Below are 16,486 nucleotides of genomic sequence, written 5' to 3' on the forward strand. Positions count from 1 at the left end.
CTTGCCAGTTTTCTGGGAGGTACCCGAACATCGCTCTTGGAGGATGATATGCGTGGTTATGATTTCGCGCCACTTTACCGTGCAACCGTCGGCTTTGACCGCATTGCCGACCTTATGGACCGTGTCCTGAGCGCCGATGTGCCCCAGCCCGGCTACCCCCCTTACAACATCGAGAAAACCGCAGATGCGTCCTATCGCATCTCGGTAGCGGTTGCCGGGTTTGCCCCCGATGACCTGAGCGTGGAGGTAAAGGAAAACGCCCTTTACATCTCGGCCAACAAGGCCGCGGATGACGAGGAACGGACCTTCCTTCATCGCGGTATCGCCACCCGCGCGTTCGAGCGGCGCTTTGCCTTGGCCGACCATGTGCGTGTGACAGGTGCAACCCATGAAAACGGGATGCTGCATATCGATCTGACCCGCGAAACCCCCGAGGCGCTGAAGCCGCGCCGTATCCAGATCGGCGGGGCCAAGCCGGCTGCATTGAAGGCAGAGCCTGCATGACTTGAAAAGGGCGCGCCGTGGTGGCGCGCCCTTTTCATCATTCGGTCTTTTCGGCCAACCGGCTGACAAGGATCTTGTCGATCCGGCGGTCGTCCAGATCGATCACCTCGAACACCCAGCCATCGCGCATGAACGTATCGCCCAGATCGGGCATTCGCCGCAGTTGATTGAGCATCAGGCCGGCCACGGTTTCATAATCACCTGCCAAGGCCTGCGGAATCTTCAGCATCTCGCAGAATTCATCCACCGGCATCCAGCCCGATACGAGATAGGAGCCATCCTCGCGTTCCACGATCGCAGGCTCTTCGGAGACATGCTCGCGGAATGTTCCAGTAATGGCCTCCAGAATATCACCGGTGGTGATGATCCCTTCGAAGCTGCCGTATTCATCATAGACCAGCGCCATGTGGTTCGGAGAGGCGCGCAGGATCTCGATGACCTGCAGCGCATCGGCAGCATCGGAAACCACGGGAACCTCGCGCATCAACGCCGTAATATCCAGCGCCTCGCCGCGCGACAGGGCGGAAAATGCGTCGGTGACATACAGCACGCCCACATATTCCTCGGTATCATGGCGATGGACGGGCAGGCGGGCGCGGCCAGATGTGCGGATGATCTCCATCACCTCTTCGGCGCTGGCCCCCAGATCGATCGAAACCACATCACGCCGTTGGGTCATCAGCTGTGACGCAGAGCGGTCGGCAAGGCGCATGACACTGGTCAGCATGTGGCGCTCACCGGTTTCGATGGTGCCGTCTCCATGCGCCTCGGCGAGGATGGTGCGAACCTCCTCGTCGGTGACGCGGCTTTTCTCCTCGTTCTCCATCCGCAGCAGCTTCAGCAGCGCACGGCCGGACAGATCGAGGATGAACACCACCGGTGCCGCAACGCGCGACAGGATGAACATCGCGGGGGCGACCTTGGCCGCCACGCCCTCGGAATTCTTCAGGGCGATCTGCTTGGGAACCAGCTCTCCGACGATCAGCGACAGATAGGTCAGCAGGATGACGACCGAACCGACACCGATCGTATCGGCGGCAGGTACGTTGCGTTCGGCCAGATAGCCGGCAAAACGCGCACCAAGGGTTGCCCCCGAAAAGGCACCGGACAGAACGCCGACCAAGGTAATGCCGATCTGGACTGTGGACAGGAAGCGGCCGGGATCCTGTGAAAGGCGCAGCGCAATTTCGGCACCTTTGCTGCCCCCCTCTGCCAATGTGCGAAGACGCGCGGGGCGAGAAGATACGACGGCCATTTCCGACATAGCCAAAGCGCCGTTAATGATGATCAAAACGGCGACGATCAGGATTTCGAGGTACACTGTGTTCCCTATGGGTGGTGGTCATCGGGGCGTACCCCGAAGAACCGCAGCCTTGCAGCGGTCAGTCAAGAGTAGGTTTGATACCGCGCCACGTCGAGGGAAAATTTCGGGCCTCAGGCCTGCAGGCGTTCGATCTCTGCCTGCATCATCTCCACTTCGGCGCGGGCCTCGCCCAGACTTTCCATGATCGCGCGCAATTCGGCATCGGTCTGGGTCAGCTGATTCATCAACTGACGCTCCCGTTCCTCGCCATAGACGATGGCCTGATCGCGGGTTTCCTCGGCGTCATGCAGCGCCTGTGCAAGCCGGTCCACTTCGGTCATGTTTCCGTTCTCGATGGGCGACAGGCGCGTCATCAGCCAGCGGGCAAACCAGCCAAGGGCAAAGGCCACGAACAGGATCAGTGTCGTGACAAGGATGAGCGTGCTGCGATCCAAGGGGCGCTCCGGTCTTAGTTCAGGTCATCCGGGCGTGTTTCCGGCCGGACCGTAGGATCTGTTGGCGCGAAAGAGGGGCTGTCGTCAACCTCTTCCGTGTCCATGTCGCCATCCTCGTCATATTCGCCGTCCTCCGGATCGCCATCGCCCGAACCTTCGGGCAGATCATCGGGCACTTCGACCGTTTCGTAGTAGCTGTCATCCTCGCCCAGAACGTCCGCCACGGCTGCGGTGGCCGCAACCTCGGGGGTGGCTACCTCCGGTTCGACGGGGGCATTCGGATCGGGGGCGACGTTTGTCAGCTTGAATTCGATCCGGCGATTGGCCTCGCGGCCTTCCTCGGTGCTGTTGTCCGCAATGGGGTCAGCCTCACCATAGCCAACGGCGGTCAGGCGTGCGGCGGGCACGCGGCGGCCCTGCAGGGTGACCATGACGGCCTCGGCCCGGGCCTGGCTCAGCGCCTGGTTGCCCCCTTCGCTGCCCTGGCTGTCGGTATAGCCCTGGATCTCGAAGCTGAGGTTGCTGCAATCCAGCAGTGTATCCGTCAGCTCGTCCAGTGTCGCGCGAGCGGAGCCGTCGATTTCGGCCGAACCGGGGGCGAAGTTGATCTTTTGCGTTTCCATCGCCTTGTTGATCCGCGCCGTGCAGACCTCGGGGGCGGGCAGGGCGGCATAAGGGTCCAGATCCTCATCATAGGTCACGTTCAGATCGACCGCCGCATCCGCGCCAAGTTCGGCGGTCATCATCTGCGCAATTTCGGTTTCCGCAGCACGCGATCCGGTCCGGCCCTCGATACTGATGGTCTCGGCCGTAACCTCCAGCTTGCCCTGTTCCAGTTGGGACAGGCCACGCAGGCCGGTCAGTACGCGGGTGGTCCAGCCTGTCGGAACGCTGTCGTCCACGATAGGGCTGCCGGTCACGGAATCCGCGCCAAACTGGGCACGGGCAAAGGAGGTGATGGCATCCTGACCAAGCGCGTCCCGTACCCGTCCGTCGATCCGCGCCTCTCCCATATCGGTGATTTCGGTGGTGAAGGTCAGGGGGCCTTCTTCGGGGGCGACCGGGGCAGGGGGCAGGGACGCGGTCAGCGAGAACCCGGCCGGCAGGGCGGTTTTCAACGTGCCTGCGGCGGTTTCGAAGACGGCACTGTCCATGCCCGGTGCACCTGTCAGCAGGATATCGGCGTCGGATATCGAAATGCTTCCTGCTGGCAATGCGGCCAGCGCCTGCAAGCCCGCTTCGGCTGCCTGACCCCATTCTGGAGATGGCGCGCCAAGACCCACGGTGCATTCGGCACCATCGGGCACGCCAACGGCTGTGGCAGCCTGCAGCAGTTGGGTCCGCTCCTCATCCGTCGTGGACGAACAGGCTTCCAGTGTCGTGCCCGCATCTGTCCGAACGGCGCGGAACACAAAGGGCGTCAGGACAGGGCGCGGCGCGGTAATGGTGATATCCGCCTGCACACCCTCGGTCTGCAACCGGGCCAATCGCCCTTCAAGCGAGGCCTTTTCGTCAGCACTGTCGGCAATGGCGTTGATCGTGACCGTATCCGCCGAGACCGAGATCTTGGAACGCGGCAGCAGCTTCAGCGCCTCTATTCCGAAGTTCATGGCCGCATGCCATGTATCGGGCGCGGGATAATCAGCGGTTTCAAGCATATCGGATACCTGCACGCCGCCGCCCACCAGCCCTGCGGTATCGGCCATCATCCCCTCAGAACTTTTCGGGATCAGCCCGATCAGCGAAACACCATCATCATTGCGCAGCAGCTCCATCTCGAAGGCGGGGGCCTCGATGGCGCGGGTTGGCAAAACCGTCAGATCATCGCGGATCCGCGACGGATCGATCACACCACCGGCAAGATTGATGACCCGGAAATGCGTTGCTTCGTCCGGGGCCGTTCCCGACAGGTGGACGTTCAGGCCATCGGCGGTCACGGTGGCAAAGGTGATGCCCGCCTCGGCCAGCCGCGATTCGACCGCGGCGGTGGAGCGTGTCTCGATCACCTCGGCCGTCAGGGCGGCACCGCCTGCGGCAAGGGCCGCAGCGCTGACGAACATGGCAGGGATGACGATTTTGCGTGAGAGACGCATCAGGCGGATCCTTTCGCGGAGCAGGGGGGAGATTTACGCCCCTGCGTGCAGCGCATCAATTACACCAATGCCGCACCGGCAAGAAACAGCGCAGCCAACAATCCGGCATCACGATTTGATCGAAATAGCGTGAGGCAGCGATCCGGATCATCGATATCCAGCGCATGCATCTGCCAGGCCATATGGCCCGCGAATACCGCCGCGGCCAGAAGGCCCAGCACAAGCGAGGCGCCCGACAAGACCGCCAATGCCGCAGCGGCCATCAGCCCTGCCGAAAGGATCAGGAAGGCGAGCAGCCAATGGGCGGTTGCCCGGCCGAACAGCCGTGCCGTGGATTTCACGCCGATGAGGGCGTCATCCTCCTTGTCCTGATGGGCATAGATGGTGTCGTAGAACAACGTCCAGACCAGGCCCGAAAGATACAGCATGGCTGTCCCCCAGCCAAGCGGACTGCCATGGGCGGCCCAGATGACCCAGACCCCCCAGTTGAACGCGATTCCCAGGAACACCTGCGGCCACCATGTGAAGCGCTTGGCAAAGGGATAAATGGCGACCGGCCCCAGGGAAACGAGGCCCAGAACAATTGCGACCGGGCCCAGGGTTAGCAGTATCAGGGCCGCGACGGCCATTTGCGCAGCCATCCAGATCACGGCCTGCCGTGGGGTAACCTGCCCCGAGGGCAGTGGTCGCGACCGTGTACGTGCCACGCTTGCGTCGATCTTGCGGTCTGTCAGGTCATTCCATGTACAGCCTGCGCCGCGCATCAGAAACGCACCGACGGCGCTTCCCACCAGAATCCACAGATCGAACAGGCCCGACCCCGCAGGATCGGCGGCAGCGGCCATCGCCAGCGCCCACCAGCACGGGATCAGAAGCAGCCATGTTCCGGCAGGGCGATCCGCACGCGACAGACGCAGATAGGGGCGCCAGCGGGCAGGGGCCAGACGGTCCACCCAATTGCCTGAAACCGCATCGGCCACTTCGCCGGACAATGGTGTTTGCATAGACCTGCCTCCCCGTTTGGAGGTGTTTCTAGGCTATGGCGCGCCGCCCGCCAACCCGATAGGCTGGGCGGTATGAGTGATGCCAAGATACGCCTTTTCGTCGATGCCCACCTGACCCCTGATGCCGCGGTGCCACTGACACCCGATCAGGCGCATTACCTGTTCGCCGTCATGCGGTTGACGGTGGGGGCAGCCGTGCTGCTTTTCAACGGTCGGGACGGTGAATGGCGGGCCGAGGTGGCGCATGCGGCCAAGAAGGCGGGGATGCTCGTCTGCACCGCGCAGACCCGTCCGCTGCAACTGCCCCCCGACCTCTGGCTGCTGTTTGCGCCGATCAAGAAGGCGCGTACCGATTTCATCGTGGAAAAGGCGACCGAGTTGGGCGCGGCGCGGATCATGCCCGTGCAGACGCGATTCACCAACGCCGATCGTATTCGCCATGACAAGCTGTGCGCCCATGCGCTGGAGGCTGCGGAGCAATGCGGCGGAACCTTCGTGCCCGAGGTGGCCGAACTGGCCCCACTGGAAAAGGTTCTTGCGAACTGGCCTGCCGACCGCCGTATCCTTTGGGCGGACGAAAGCCTTGTCGGTGCGCGGGCCTCGCTGGAAACCGCTGCGCCGGGGCCCTGGGCCATTCTGATCGGGCCGGAGGGGGGCTTTTCCGAACCGGAGCGGGAGCGTCTGCGGGCGATGCCGCAGGTTCTGCCGATCAGCCTTGGCCCGCGCATTCTGAGGGCGGATACTGCGGCAGTTTCGGCACTTACACTGTGGCAATCGACACTGGGCGACTGGTAAATATCCCCCGCGGGCTTGACTTGGGGGATGTGAAGGGACACGTCTCCAACTCCGATGATTTGGCCGAGGCGTATATGTCCATTCCCCAACAGGGCGGCGGCCCGATTGAAGATTATTCCCAACTTGCCGCTTATATGGCCGAAGGGTCCAAGCCTGCAGACCAATGGCGCATTGGCACAGAGCATGAGAAATTCGGCTTTACGGCCGATCATCGCCCGATGTCCTATCAGGCCATCCATGATCTGATGCAGGGCATGACCCGCTTTGGCTGGACACCTGTCACCGAGGCCGGAAAACTGATCGGCCTGACCCGCGATGGCGCAAATGTGTCCTTGGAGCCGGGCGGTCAGTTCGAGCTGTCGGGAGCGCCTCTGGAAACGCTCCATCAGACCCGTGATGAAATCCACCAGCACCTGTCCGAGGTGGCGCAGGTTCTGGATGGCACGGGCCGCTTCATGGGGATCGGGGCCGCACCGGAATGGCACCATCAGGATATGCCGGTGATGCCGAAGGGCAGGTACCGGTTGATGACGGATTACATGGGGCGCGTCGGCACCCATGGTACGCAGATGATGTATCGCACCTCTACCGTGCAGGTGAACCTCGATTTCGCATCCGAAGCGGACATGGTGAAGAAGTTGCGTGTGGGGCTGGCCCTGCAACCTGTGGCGACGGCCTTGTTCGCGTCCTCTCCTTTCTTTGACGGTGCGCTGAACGGCCACAAAAGCTGGCGGTCGCGCATCTGGCGCGGGCTGGATGACAGCCGGACGGGTATGCTGCCGTTCGTGTTCGAGGACGGTATGGGGTTTGAACGGTATGTCGATTGGGTTCTTGATGTGCCGATGTACTTCGTGTACCGCGACGGCCAGTATATCGATGCGCTTGGCCAGTCGTTCCGTGATTTTCTGAAGGGTGAACTGCCGGCCCTGCCTGGAGAGAAACCGACCCTGTCCGATTGGGCAGATCACATGACAACCGTCTTCCCCGAAGCACGGGTCAAGAAATACATCGAGATGCGCGGAGCCGATTGCGGCCCCGAAACCCATATGACGGCGCTGCCGGCATTCTGGGTCGGGCTGATGTATGATGGTGCGGCCCTGGATGCGGCCTGGGATCTGGTGAAACACTTCGATGCGGAAACCCGCGAAGGGCTACGCGTGGCGGCGTCGGTCTCGGCCCTGCAGGGTGAGGCCGGGGGCGTGAAGCTGCATGATCTGGCGCGTGAGGCGCTGCGCCTGTCGCGCGGCGGGCTTGCCGCGCGGGGGCTGGATGAAGGCGGCTATCTGGATGTTCTGGAAGACAGCATCGCCACCGGTCGTGTACCCGCTGACGATCTGATTGCCGCCTATAACGGCGAATGGGCGGGGGATTTGTCCCGCGTCTACGAGGCGGCGGCGCTTTAGGCCTTCTTGCCGATCAGGGGTTCGGTGCCTGCCCGCAGACGGGCAATATTGCTGCGGTGCCGGATGAATACCAGCGCCGCTAGCAGCCCGCCCAGCAAAACCATCTGTGTCTGACCCAGGGCCAGCATCCATAACGGGGCGCTGGCAGCGGCCACCAGGGCGGCAAGCGAGGAGATGCGGAACAGTTTTGCCGTGACCAGCCATGTAAGGCAGCAAAGCAGCCCGACAGGCCATGCCAGCGCAAGCACCGTCCCCAGAAATGTCGCGACCCCCTTGCCCCCGCGAAAGCCCAGCCAGACGGGAAATAGATGGCCCAGAAAGGCCGCAAATCCCGCAATCTGGGCCGCATCCGGTCCGACCAGCGCCCGGATGACCAGCACAGCGATCCCGCCTTTGGCTGCATCCAGGATCAATGTCGCAGCAGCCGCAGGCTTGTTACCCGTACGCAGGACATTGGTGGCCCCGATATTGCCGGATCCGATCTGGCGCAGATCCCCCAGCCCCATGGCGCGGGTAATCACCAGCCCGAAGGGGACGGAACCCAGAAGATAGCCGAATACCGCCGCAACGATCAGAAGGGGCAGGGCTGTTTCAAAGACCGGCATCATAGATCCTCCGCCCGTCGACAAAGGTCGCCAGAACGCGCCCCTCCATCCGTTGGCCGTCGAACGGGGTATTCTTGGATTTCGATCGCAGGGCAAAGCGATCCAGCACGAAGGGCGCATCCGGATCGAATAGCACCAGATCCGCGGGGGCGCCATCGGACAGCCGCCCTTGCGGCAACCCTAGGCGTCTGGCCGGGTTCAGCGACATGGCGCGGAACAGCTGCGGCAGATCCAGCATACCGGCGTGATACAGACGCATCGCGGCAGGTAGCAGGGTTTCAAGGCCGACAGCCCCCGCAGCGGCCTCTTCGAAGGGCAGGCGCTTGGATTCCTCATCTTGCGGTAGGTGCATGGAGCCGATGATATCGATCACGCCCGTCGCCACCGCTTCGATCATCGCCATGCGATCATCTTCGGACCGCAATGGCGGCACCAGTTTGAAGAAGGTGCGGTAATCGCCTACATCCAGTTCGTTCAATGTCAGGTGGTGGATCGAGACACCCGCCGTCACATCAAGGCCGTTGGATTTTGCGCGTTCCAGCGCGGGCAGGGTGCGCGCGCAGGTGATCTGGTCGGCATGATAACGGGCGCCGGTCATTTCGACCAAGGCCATATCCCGGTCGAACGCCATCCGTTCGGCCATGACATGCACATCGGGCAGGCCGCGAAGGCTGGCAAATTTTCCCTTGGTCACAGCGGCGCCCTTGGACAGGCCCGGATCCTGTGGGTGGCCGATCACCAGTGCGCCAAGGCTGCGGGCATAGGTCAGCGCACGGTTCATCACCTTCGTATCGGTGCAGACCCGCTCTGCATCGGTGAAGGCGACGGCCCCCGCATCCAGCAGAAAGCCGATTTCCGTCATCTCGCGCCCGTCGCTGTTCTTGGTGAGCGCGGCCATGTGCAGGATGCGCACGGGGGCGGCATCGCGGGCGCGGCGGGTTACGAATTCCAGCATTTCCGGGGTGTCGAGCGGGGGCGTGGTATCCGGGCGGGCCACAAGCGTGGTGACACCGCCCGCTGCCGCTGCAAGGCCCGCGCTGCGGAAGCTTTCCTTGTGGCGCGCCCCGGGTTCGCCAAGGCTGACGCCCAGATCGACGATGCCGGGGGCAAGATATTTGCCTCCGCAATCTATCACCTCGGCCCCTTCGGGGGGGGCAACATCGCGCCCGGTGATCCGGCCGTCTTCGATGAGAAGGGAGCCTTCGGTAACAGTCATCGCCTCGGGGTCGATCAACCGTGCGTTGGTCAGGAACAGGGTCATGTCATTCCGCCGCGTCTTGGGGTTGGGGGAGGGCCGCATCGTGGTCAAAGTCGGTGCGGAACGTCTTTTGCGTTCGCGCACCCAGGTTTTTCAGCGTTTCGATCTGCGACAGAACATTGCCGCGTCCGTTCGCCAGTTTGCCCATCGCTTCGCCATAGGTCTGGCTGGCGGTGTCCAGCGATTTGCCGACCTTTTCCATATCATCCACGAAGCCTGCCACCTTATCATACAGCAGGCCCGCCCGGCTGGCGATGTTTTCGGCATTCTGGTTGCGACGCTCGATGGTCCAGACGTTGGAGATCGTGCGCAGCGCCATCATCAGCGTGGTGGGCGTGGCGATGGTGACGGATTTCTCGAAGGCCAGCGTGGTCAGATCGCCCACTTCGCGCAGGGCTTCGGACAGGGCCCCCTCGATCGGGATGAACATCACCACATAATCGACAGAGCCATCCTCCATCCGGTGATAGGCCTTGTCCGACAGGGTATTGATATGGGTCTTCAGGGCGCGCACGTGGCGGGCGCGGGCCAGCGCGCTTTCGGTCTCATCATCGGAATTGACGCAGGTTTCATAATCCACCAGCGAAACCTTGCTGTCGATGACCAGCCGTTTGCCATCGGGCATATGCACCACGACATCCGGGCGATATCGGGCACCGTCATCATCCACACGGTGCTGCTGGACGTGATATTCCTCTCCCTTGCGGAGGCCGGATTTCTCCAGCAGGGATTCGAGGATCATCTCGCCCCAGGCCCCTTGCCGCTGCTTGTCACCCTTCAGGGCGCGGGTCAGGTTGATGGCTTCGCGGCTGACCTGTTCCGAACGGCGGGTCAATGTGTCGATCTCGGCCTTGAGTGCCGCACGATCCTTGAGCGCCCCGTCATGGACATTGCGCAGTTCCAGCTGGAAATGCTCTACATGCTGCTTCAGCGGGGCCAGGGCGGCATCAAGGCGCTGCCTGCTCTCTTCGCCGTTCAGCCGCAGGCTTTCGGCAGCAAGCTGCTTGAACCGCGTTTCCATGTCCTCACGGACAGCCGACAGCAGCTCGATCTTTTCCTGCGCCGCGATACGTTCGTTTTCCAGTGTGGCGTTCAGATGCGAAAGCTGGGCGCGGGCATCCGCAACCTCGTCGCGCGCATCCGCAAAGTCTTCCAGGAGGGCGCGGTAACGGTGATCGATCTCACCGGCGCGCCTTTCGGCGGCCCTCAGGTCGGATTCCAATGCGGCGGTTTGCGCGGCCAGCTTGTTGCCATGGTCGCGCAGGGCCGATACCTGCCGCCGCTCGTCGGACAGGGTCTGCAACCCTTCGTCCCGCGCGCGGGTGACGTGGTCCAGATCGGACTGCGCCCGCGCAAGGTCGGCTGCCAATGATTCGGCCCTTGCGGTATCGGGGCGGCGCAGCAGCCAGCCCAGCATCAGCCCCGCAAAGCCCGCAATCACCGCATAGGTGTAGGCGTCATTCATACATCCGCCTCAACGGCGGCACGCCCGCGTTCGGCGCGCAGGTTCTGGGCCAGCAGGTCGATGCAGGCCATGCGGACGGCCACGCCCATTTCAACCTGTTCCTGAATGACCGAGCGCTGGATGTCATCGGCGATGGTCCCGTCGATTTCCACGCCCCGGTTCATGGGGCCGGGGTGCATGACGATCGCATCCTCCTTGGCATGGGCCAGCTTGTCGGCATCCAGACCGAAACGATGGAAATATTCGCGTTCGGACGGGATGAAGCCGCCATCCATGCGTTCCTTCTGGAGGCGCAGCATCATCACCACATCCACACCCGCAAGGCCCGCCTTCATGTCGTCGAACACTTCGCAGCCGAATTCGGCCACGCCCGATGGCATCAGGGTGGGTGGGCCGATCAGGCGCACGCGGTTGTCCATCTTGCCCAGAAGCAGCAGGTTCGAACGGGCGACCCGGCTGTGCTGGATGTCGCCGCAGATGGCCACGGTCAGCCCCTGGATGCGGCCTTTGGCGCGACGGATCGTTAGCGCGTCCAGCAGGGCCTGTGTCGGATGTTCGTGGCGGCCGTCACCGGCGTTCAGGACGGCGCAATTCACCTTTTCCGCCAGCAGGTTCACCGCCCCCGAGGCATGGTGCCGGACCACCAGCAGATCCGGGTGCATCGCATTCAGCGTCAGGGCGGTGTCGATCAGCGTCTCACCCTTTTTTACGCTGGATTGGGCGACGGACATGTTCATCACATCCGCGCCCAGGCGTTTGCCCGCCAGTTCAAAGCTGGCTTGCGTGCGGGTGGAATTCTCGAAGAACATGTTGATCTGGGTCATCCCCGCCAATGCGTCGGATTTTTTCACCGTGCGACGGGAAAATTCGACATAACGATCGGCAAGATCAAGAATGGTGCGGATTTCGTCCGGCGCCAAATGCTCGATCCCCAGAAGGTGACGTGCGCGAAAACTCATCGGCGGCTCCTCTCGGATCGGGGTTGGGGCTGCTTATAGGAAAGGGCAGTGGATCGGGCAAGCACTGTTCGGCCCTTGTTCAGGCGGGGGCAGGGGGATACCTTTGCCGGATGGGCATTGATGTAGCGGATCTGGATTGGGAAACGGCGACGGCCATGCTGGCATGGCAGGTCGATCTGGGCGCGACCGAGGTGATCGGGGACGAGCCGCTGAACAGATATGATCTGCCGGCGGCTGTTGTACGGCCCGCATCCCCCGTGGTATCGGCGCCCGCCGCGCCTGCGGCCCCCGATCCTGTGGCCGAAGCCGCGGCTATGGCGGCGGCATCTCCCGATCTGGCAGCACTGCGAGCGGCTGTCGATGCCTTTCCCCACTGCGAATTGCGCCGGGGCGCGCGCAATACCGTGTTTTCCGACGGGCACGCCGGTGCGCGCATCATGGTGATCGGTGAGGCACCGGGCCGCGAGGAGGATCAGGCGGGTCGTCCGTTCATCGGTCGCGCGGGTGCGCTTCTGGACCGGATGCTGGCGGCCATCGGATTGTCGCGTGACACCCCCGATCCGGCCCGCGCGGTCTATATCACCAACGTGCTTCCATGGCGCCCCCCGCAGAACCGCGATCCGCTGCCGCAGGAGGTGGAGATGATGCTGCCGTTCCTGACCCGGCATGTGGAACTGGTGGCCCCGGACATTCTGGTGGTGATGGGCAATACCTCGGCCAAGGCAGTGCTGGGCCAGACGGGAATCACCCGCCTGCGTGGAACCTGGGGGCAAGGTTTCGGTCTGCCGGTTATGCCGATGTGCCATCCGGCCTATCTCTTACGCAATCCGGCCGCCAAGCGAGAGGCTTGGGCCGACCTATTGGACATTCAGGCAAGGCTTTCCCAATGACCGAACGCAGTTTTCAACCCGTCCGAATTGCCGTGCTGACGGTATCGGACACACGCACCCTTGAGACCGACAAATCGGGTGACGTTCTGGCGGAGCGTATTGCCAAAGCCGGACATGGGGTGGCTGACCGGATGATCCTGCGCGATGATCGTGCAGCCATTTCGGAACAGCTGCGCCGCTGGAGCGATGATCCGCTGGTTCAGGTCATCATCTCGACCGGTGGCACGGGGCTGACGGGGCGGGATGTTACCGTTGAGGCGCATCGCGACGTGTACGAAAAGGAAATCGAGGCCTTTGCATCCGTGTTTGCGATGGTGTCCACGCGCACGGTCGGAACATCGGCCATCCAGAGCCGTGCGACAGGCGGAATCCGGAACGGTACATTCCTGTTCGCGCTGCCCGGCAGCTCGGGCGCGTGCAAGGATGCATGGGATGAAATTCTGGTCCAGCAGCTGGATAGCCGGAACGCGCCCTGCAATCTGGTTGAAATCATGCCACGCCTGACAGAACGGTAACGGCTAAGAGGCCGCGCCGCCTGTTCCTGCCCTGGTGCAGGGTCAGCCGGCGGGGCAGCCCTGCAATTCCACCGCGCGCGGCCCGCCCAGAACTGTCAGGTTGATTGCCCCGCGATCAAGGGCAAAGGGCGCACCCGAGGGGCCGACCATATCCGAGGTTGCGATGATGCTTCGCCCATGACGGGCCACCCTTGCCTCGGATGCCCATATGTCGGCGTTTCCAGGCTCCATCACCACAATTTCGTGGCGGCCTTGCGGTGGCATGTCGAACCGGGCGGTAACGCGCATGCCGTCCGCAATCGGTGTGACCGAACAGGACAGCCGGCTTATCCCACCGGTGCGGCCAGAGACAGGGCCATGGGCCAGGGCATCGGTGATCCGGGGGTCATGGCTTCCGGTCCCTTGCAGGGTGTTGTTGATATCCACAAAGGTCGGCACGCAGATGTCGCTGCAGACGCCCATTTCGATATGTGCGTTCAGTACCACGGGGCGTGAGGGATCGCGCGGCGTGACCCTGATCGGCAGGACCAGCTCTTTATGATAGCCGATCGTCCGCATGCCATTGGTGCTGAAAACATCAGGTGTCGGCCAGATGAACTGAACCGAGGCAACATTTTGTGAATTTGCCCAATCGAACTCTGGCGGGATGCCGGCATCGCCCGGACTACGCCAGTAGGTCTTCCACCCGTCAGCCAGCGTGACGTGCAATGCAGTCATCCGTGTTCCGTCACGGTCCTGCCAGCCGGGCAAAACCTCTGCTCTTACAAGGTTGTCCGGTATGGGTTGCGCGCCGACCACAGCTGGCAGGCACGCAAGGCCAAGGGTGAGGAAAAGGGATCTGAACATATGAAAAGGTTACGGGCATCGGACCCTTGATTGAAAATCACATTCAGGAGACAGTGGCGTTTATGCAACAAGCCTGCCCCTTGAGAGGGGCGCCTGCGGATTACATATCCCTGTTATGGATCAAGAGATGAATTTCACCGGCGCCGTGCTGATTGCCATGCCGAACCTCGGGGATGACAGGTTCGACCATTCGGTCGTCTTTATCTGTTCCCATTCCGATGAGGGGGCCATGGGCCTTGTCATCAACAAGCCGGCCGATGATCTGCATCTGTCGTCGTTGTTGGAGCAGCTGGACATAGAGGCAAGCGAGGCAGGCCGCGATATCCGTGTGCATATGGGCGGCCCGGTAGAGCGGGGGCGTGGATTCGTGCTGCATTCCCCGGATTACGACATGGATGGGTCAACCATGCCGATCGGCGGAGGGTTCGGCATGACGGCTACGCGCGATATCCTGCAGGCCATGGCCGAAGGGCAGGGGCCGGCGCAGGCCCTGCTGGCCCTGGGCTATTCGGGTTNGGGGCCCGGGCAGCTGGAGGACGAGCTTGCGCGGAATGACTGGCTGGTTCTGCCCAATGCCTCGGCCGATCTGATATTCGCGGCCGAGGATGGGCAGAAATGGACGCAGCACCTTCGCGCCCTTGGCATCGATCCGGTGCTGCTGTCCCCTGCGGCGGGGCGGGCCTAGTCCAGAAGGGCAAAGCGATCCACGTCGACCAGCCCGTGATCGGTGATCTTGAGATGCGGGATCACGGGCAGCGCAAGGAAGGCCAGTTGCAGGAATGGCTCTTCCAGCGTCACCCCGAGGCTGCGGGCGGCAGCGCGCAGGGCGACAAGATCGCTCTGGACCGTCTCGAAGGGTTCCAGACTCATCAGGCCGCCCAATGGCAACGCCAGTTCTGCCAGAACCTTGCCGCCTTCGACTACGACAAAGCCGCCCTCGATTTCACCCAGACGGTTCACGGCCAACGCCATGTCGTCATAATCGATGCCGACCACGCCGATGTTGTGATGGTCATGGCTGACGGTCGAGGCGATGGCCCCTGATGTCATGCCGAAGCCGCGCACCAACCCGCGGGAGATGTTTCCGTTTACGCCGTGACGCTCGATCACCGATACGCGGGCCAACCCGTTTGCCGGGGCTGCATCCCCTGCCACCAAGGGCACATCTTCGCGCAAATATTCGGTGATGATCTTGCCCGGCAGCACGCCGATTACAGGTGTTTCGACCCCTGAAGCCCGCTCCCAGCGGAAAGAATCCGCGGTGACGGTGCGGGCATGTACCGAATTGCGGGCTACCGCTGGAATGGTGGTGCGCGCGGCAAAGGCCGTTTCGTCCACGATCACGCCGCCTGCCAGCACGATCTGCGCGTGGCATCTTTCAAGGCTGTCCAGCACGACGATGTCGGCCCGTTTGCCGGGGGTGATCTGGCCGCGGTCCTTCAGGCCGAACGCCTCGGCGGCGGAAAGGCTTGCAGCGCGATACACGGCCAGCGGGGGGCAACCCGAGGCGATCAGGCTGCGGATCATGTAATCCAGATGACCATGCTCATGGATATCCAGCGGATTCCTGTCATCCGTACAAAGACACATGTAGGGAGAGGTGCGTTCGGTCAGAACCGGTGCCAAGGCCGCCATGTCCCGGGAAACCGACCCTTCGCGGATCAGCACGCGCATCCCCTTGCGCAGTTTCTCCGTGGCTTCGGTGGCCGTAGTCGCCTCATGCTCCGTCCGGATACCGGCGGCGATATAGGCGTTCAGGTCACGCCCGCCCAACAGGGGGGCATGCCCGTCGATGTGCCGCCCCTCGAAGGCCTCAAGCTTGGCCATGCAGCCGGGGTCCTTGAACAGAACGCCGGGGAAATTCATGAATTCCGCCAGACCCAGAACGCGCGGGTGATCGGCCATCGGCGCCAGATCCGCAGCCTCCAGCACGGCCCCCGCAGTTTCCATATGGGTGGATGGCACGCATGAAGACAGGTTCACCCGCAGGTCCATCACCAGATGCGGAGACGCATCGAGGAAGTATCTGATCCCCGTCGTGCCGCAGACATTCGCCAGTTCGTGCGGATCGCATATGGCCGTGGTGATGCCGCGCGGAGTGACGCAGCGGTCGAATTCGAACGGCGTCACCAGCGAGGATTCGATGTGCAGATGCGTGTCGATGAAACCGGGAACGAGAATGCGGCCCGTGCAGTCGATCTCGCGCTTGCCTTCATAAGTGTCATAGACGCCGACGATGGTATCACCGCAGATCGCCACGTCGCCCTCGATCAGTTCACCGGTGACCAGATCGAGGATGCGGCCGTTCTTCAGCACCAGATCGGCCGGTTCCAGCCCGCGCCCCTGATCGATGCGATTGGTCAATTTACTCATTTCGGCCTCTCTGCCTTG

The 16,486-nt window shown here is 62.7% G+C and carries 16 protein-coding genes; 6 read left to right on the forward strand and 10 right to left on the reverse strand.

Features of this window, described 5'->3' with window-relative positions; translation table 11 throughout:
* Window positions 1-48: 48 nt before the first annotated feature.
* Window positions 49-504 carry an Hsp20 family protein gene (locus TR36_RS09185; protein WP_045391513.1) on the forward strand — a complete coding sequence of 152 codons (456 nt, stop codon included), beginning with the start codon at window positions 49-51 and terminating at the stop codon, window positions 502-504.
* 37 nt (window positions 505-541) lie between these two features.
* On the opposite strand, the gene TR36_RS09190 is transcribed toward TR36_RS09185, so the two are convergent.
* From TR36_RS09190 to ubiA, 4 genes are all read right to left on the reverse strand, one after another.
* A complete protein-coding gene (locus TR36_RS09190) occupies window positions 542-1,825 on the reverse strand; it encodes a hemolysin family protein (protein WP_045391510.1) in 1,284 nt (427 codons plus the stop codon).
* Window positions 1,826-1,938: 113 nt separating this feature from the next.
* On the reverse strand, window positions 1,939-2,262 hold the full coding sequence (locus TR36_RS09195) for a hypothetical protein (RefSeq protein ID WP_045391508.1): 324 nt from the start codon (window positions 2,260-2,262) through the stop codon (window positions 1,939-1,941).
* A gap of 14 nt (window positions 2,263-2,276) precedes the next feature.
* A complete protein-coding gene (locus TR36_RS09200; protein WP_045391506.1) occupies window positions 2,277-4,355 on the reverse strand; it encodes an OmpA family protein in 2,079 nt (692 codons plus the stop codon).
* A 59-nt stretch (window positions 4,356-4,414) separates the two neighbouring features.
* Complete coding sequence (ubiA, locus tag TR36_RS09205) at window positions 4,415-5,359, reverse strand: 4-hydroxybenzoate octaprenyltransferase (RefSeq protein WP_153010535.1); 945 nt, start codon at window positions 5,357-5,359, stop codon at window positions 4,415-4,417.
* Between the two features lie 72 nt (window positions 5,360-5,431).
* Between ubiA and TR36_RS09210 the strand changes: the two genes are divergently transcribed.
* Complete coding sequence (locus TR36_RS09210) at window positions 5,432-6,154, forward strand: 16S rRNA (uracil(1498)-N(3))-methyltransferase (RefSeq protein WP_062763062.1); 723 nt, start codon at window positions 5,432-5,434, stop codon at window positions 6,152-6,154.
* A 74-nt stretch (window positions 6,155-6,228) separates the two neighbouring features.
* The gene (locus TR36_RS09215; protein WP_045392021.1) at window positions 6,229-7,557 is read left to right on the forward strand and encodes a glutamate--cysteine ligase; all 1,329 of its coding nucleotides are present in this window, start codon (window positions 6,229-6,231) and stop codon (window positions 7,555-7,557) included.
* Here the strand turns inward: TR36_RS09215 and plsY are convergent.
* Genes plsY through TR36_RS09235 form a run of 4 tightly spaced genes read right to left on the reverse strand, consistent with a single transcriptional unit; the run spans window position 7,554 to window position 11,844 of the window.
* Window positions 7,554-8,162: a glycerol-3-phosphate 1-O-acyltransferase PlsY gene (gene plsY / locus TR36_RS09220; RefSeq protein ID WP_045391502.1), complete on the reverse strand. Its 609-nt coding sequence runs from the start codon at window positions 8,160-8,162 to the stop codon at window positions 7,554-7,556. The genes TR36_RS09215 and plsY overlap by 4 nt on opposite strands.
* The gene (pyrC, locus tag TR36_RS09225) at window positions 8,149-9,423 is read right to left on the reverse strand and encodes a dihydroorotase (RefSeq protein ID WP_045392019.1); all 1,275 of its coding nucleotides are present in this window, start codon (window positions 9,421-9,423) and stop codon (window positions 8,149-8,151) included. The genes plsY and pyrC overlap by 14 nt, the downstream gene beginning before the upstream one ends.
* 1 nt (window position 9,424) lies before the next feature.
* Window positions 9,425-10,885, reverse strand: a complete 1,461-nt coding sequence (gene rmuC / locus TR36_RS09230) for a DNA recombination protein RmuC (RefSeq protein WP_062763064.1) — start codon at window positions 10,883-10,885, stop codon at window positions 9,425-9,427.
* Entirely contained in the window at window positions 10,882-11,844 is a 963-nt protein-coding gene (locus TR36_RS09235) for an aspartate carbamoyltransferase catalytic subunit (protein WP_045391499.1), read from the reverse strand. Before TR36_RS09235 ends, rmuC begins: the two co-directional genes overlap by 4 nt.
* Before the next feature lie 110 nt (window positions 11,845-11,954).
* Here TR36_RS09235 and TR36_RS09240 point away from each other — a divergent pair, with 110 nt between their 5' ends.
* Together TR36_RS09240 and moaB are read left to right on the forward strand one after the other, a co-directional pair.
* Window positions 11,955-12,734, forward strand: coding sequence for a uracil-DNA glycosylase family protein (locus tag TR36_RS09240; RefSeq protein ID WP_045391497.1), 780 nt, complete (start codon window positions 11,955-11,957; stop codon window positions 12,732-12,734).
* A complete protein-coding gene (gene moaB / locus TR36_RS09245; protein WP_045391494.1) occupies window positions 12,731-13,249 on the forward strand; it encodes a molybdenum cofactor biosynthesis protein B in 519 nt (172 codons plus the stop codon). Before TR36_RS09240 ends, moaB begins: the two co-directional genes overlap by 4 nt.
* Window positions 13,250-13,291: 42 nt before the next feature.
* Here the strand turns inward: moaB and TR36_RS09250 are convergent, their stop codons facing one another.
* Window positions 13,292-14,095, reverse strand: coding sequence for a protein-disulfide reductase DsbD domain-containing protein (locus TR36_RS09250; RefSeq protein ID WP_045391492.1), 804 nt, complete (start codon window positions 14,093-14,095; stop codon window positions 13,292-13,294).
* A 127-nt stretch (window positions 14,096-14,222) separates the two neighbouring features.
* Between TR36_RS09250 and TR36_RS09255 the strand changes: the two genes are divergently transcribed.
* A complete protein-coding gene (locus tag TR36_RS09255) occupies window positions 14,223-14,780 on the forward strand; it encodes a YqgE/AlgH family protein (protein WP_062763160.1) in 558 nt (185 codons plus the stop codon).
* Here the strand turns inward: TR36_RS09255 and ade are convergent.
* Window positions 14,777-16,468, reverse strand: a complete 1,692-nt coding sequence (gene ade / locus TR36_RS09260) for an adenine deaminase (protein ID WP_045391490.1) — start codon at window positions 16,466-16,468, stop codon at window positions 14,777-14,779. The genes TR36_RS09255 and ade overlap by 4 nt on opposite strands.
* Window positions 16,469-16,486 lie beyond the last annotated feature (18 nt).

Origin of the sequence: Falsirhodobacter sp. alg1 (genome assembly GCF_000739715.2) — a bacterium.
In the GTDB taxonomy this organism is placed as follows: domain Bacteria; phylum Pseudomonadota; class Alphaproteobacteria; order Rhodobacterales; family Rhodobacteraceae; genus Falsirhodobacter.

Excerpts from the sequence above, each read along its gene's own strand:
- TR36_RS09185 (WP_045391513.1), top strand. The coding sequence starts at position 49 with ATGCGTGGTTATGATTTCGCGCCACTTTACCGTGCAACCGTCGGCTTT.
- TR36_RS09200 (WP_045391506.1), bottom strand. The coding sequence starts at position 4,355 with ATGCGTCTCTCACGCAAAATCGTCATCCCTGCCATGTTCGTCAGCGCT.
- ubiA (WP_153010535.1), bottom strand. The coding sequence starts at position 5,359 with ATGCAAACACCATTGTCCGGCGAAGTGGCCGATGCGGTTTCAGGCAAT.
- TR36_RS09210 (WP_062763062.1), top strand. The coding sequence starts at position 5,432 with ATGAGTGATGCCAAGATACGCCTTTTCGTCGATGCCCACCTGACCCCT.
- TR36_RS09215 (WP_045392021.1), top strand. The coding sequence starts at position 6,229 with ATGTCCATTCCCCAACAGGGCGGCGGCCCGATTGAAGATTATTCCCAA.
- plsY (WP_045391502.1), bottom strand. The coding sequence starts at position 8,162 with ATGCCGGTCTTTGAAACAGCCCTGCCCCTTCTGATCGTTGCGGCGGTA.
- pyrC (WP_045392019.1), bottom strand. The coding sequence starts at position 9,423 with ATGACCCTGTTCCTGACCAACGCACGGTTGATCGACCCCGAGGCGATG.
- rmuC (WP_062763064.1), bottom strand. The coding sequence starts at position 10,885 with ATGAATGACGCCTACACCTATGCGGTGATTGCGGGCTTTGCGGGGCTG.
- TR36_RS09235 (WP_045391499.1), bottom strand. The coding sequence starts at position 11,844 with ATGAGTTTTCGCGCACGTCACCTTCTGGGGATCGAGCATTTGGCGCCG.
- TR36_RS09240 (WP_045391497.1), top strand. The coding sequence starts at position 11,955 with ATGGGCATTGATGTAGCGGATCTGGATTGGGAAACGGCGACGGCCATG.
- moaB (WP_045391494.1), top strand. The coding sequence starts at position 12,731 with ATGACCGAACGCAGTTTTCAACCCGTCCGAATTGCCGTGCTGACGGTA.
- TR36_RS09250 (WP_045391492.1), bottom strand. The coding sequence starts at position 14,095 with ATGTTCAGATCCCTTTTCCTCACCCTTGGCCTTGCGTGCCTGCCAGCT.
- ade (WP_045391490.1), bottom strand. The coding sequence starts at position 16,468 with ATGAGTAAATTGACCAATCGCATCGATCAGGGGCGCGGGCTGGAACCG.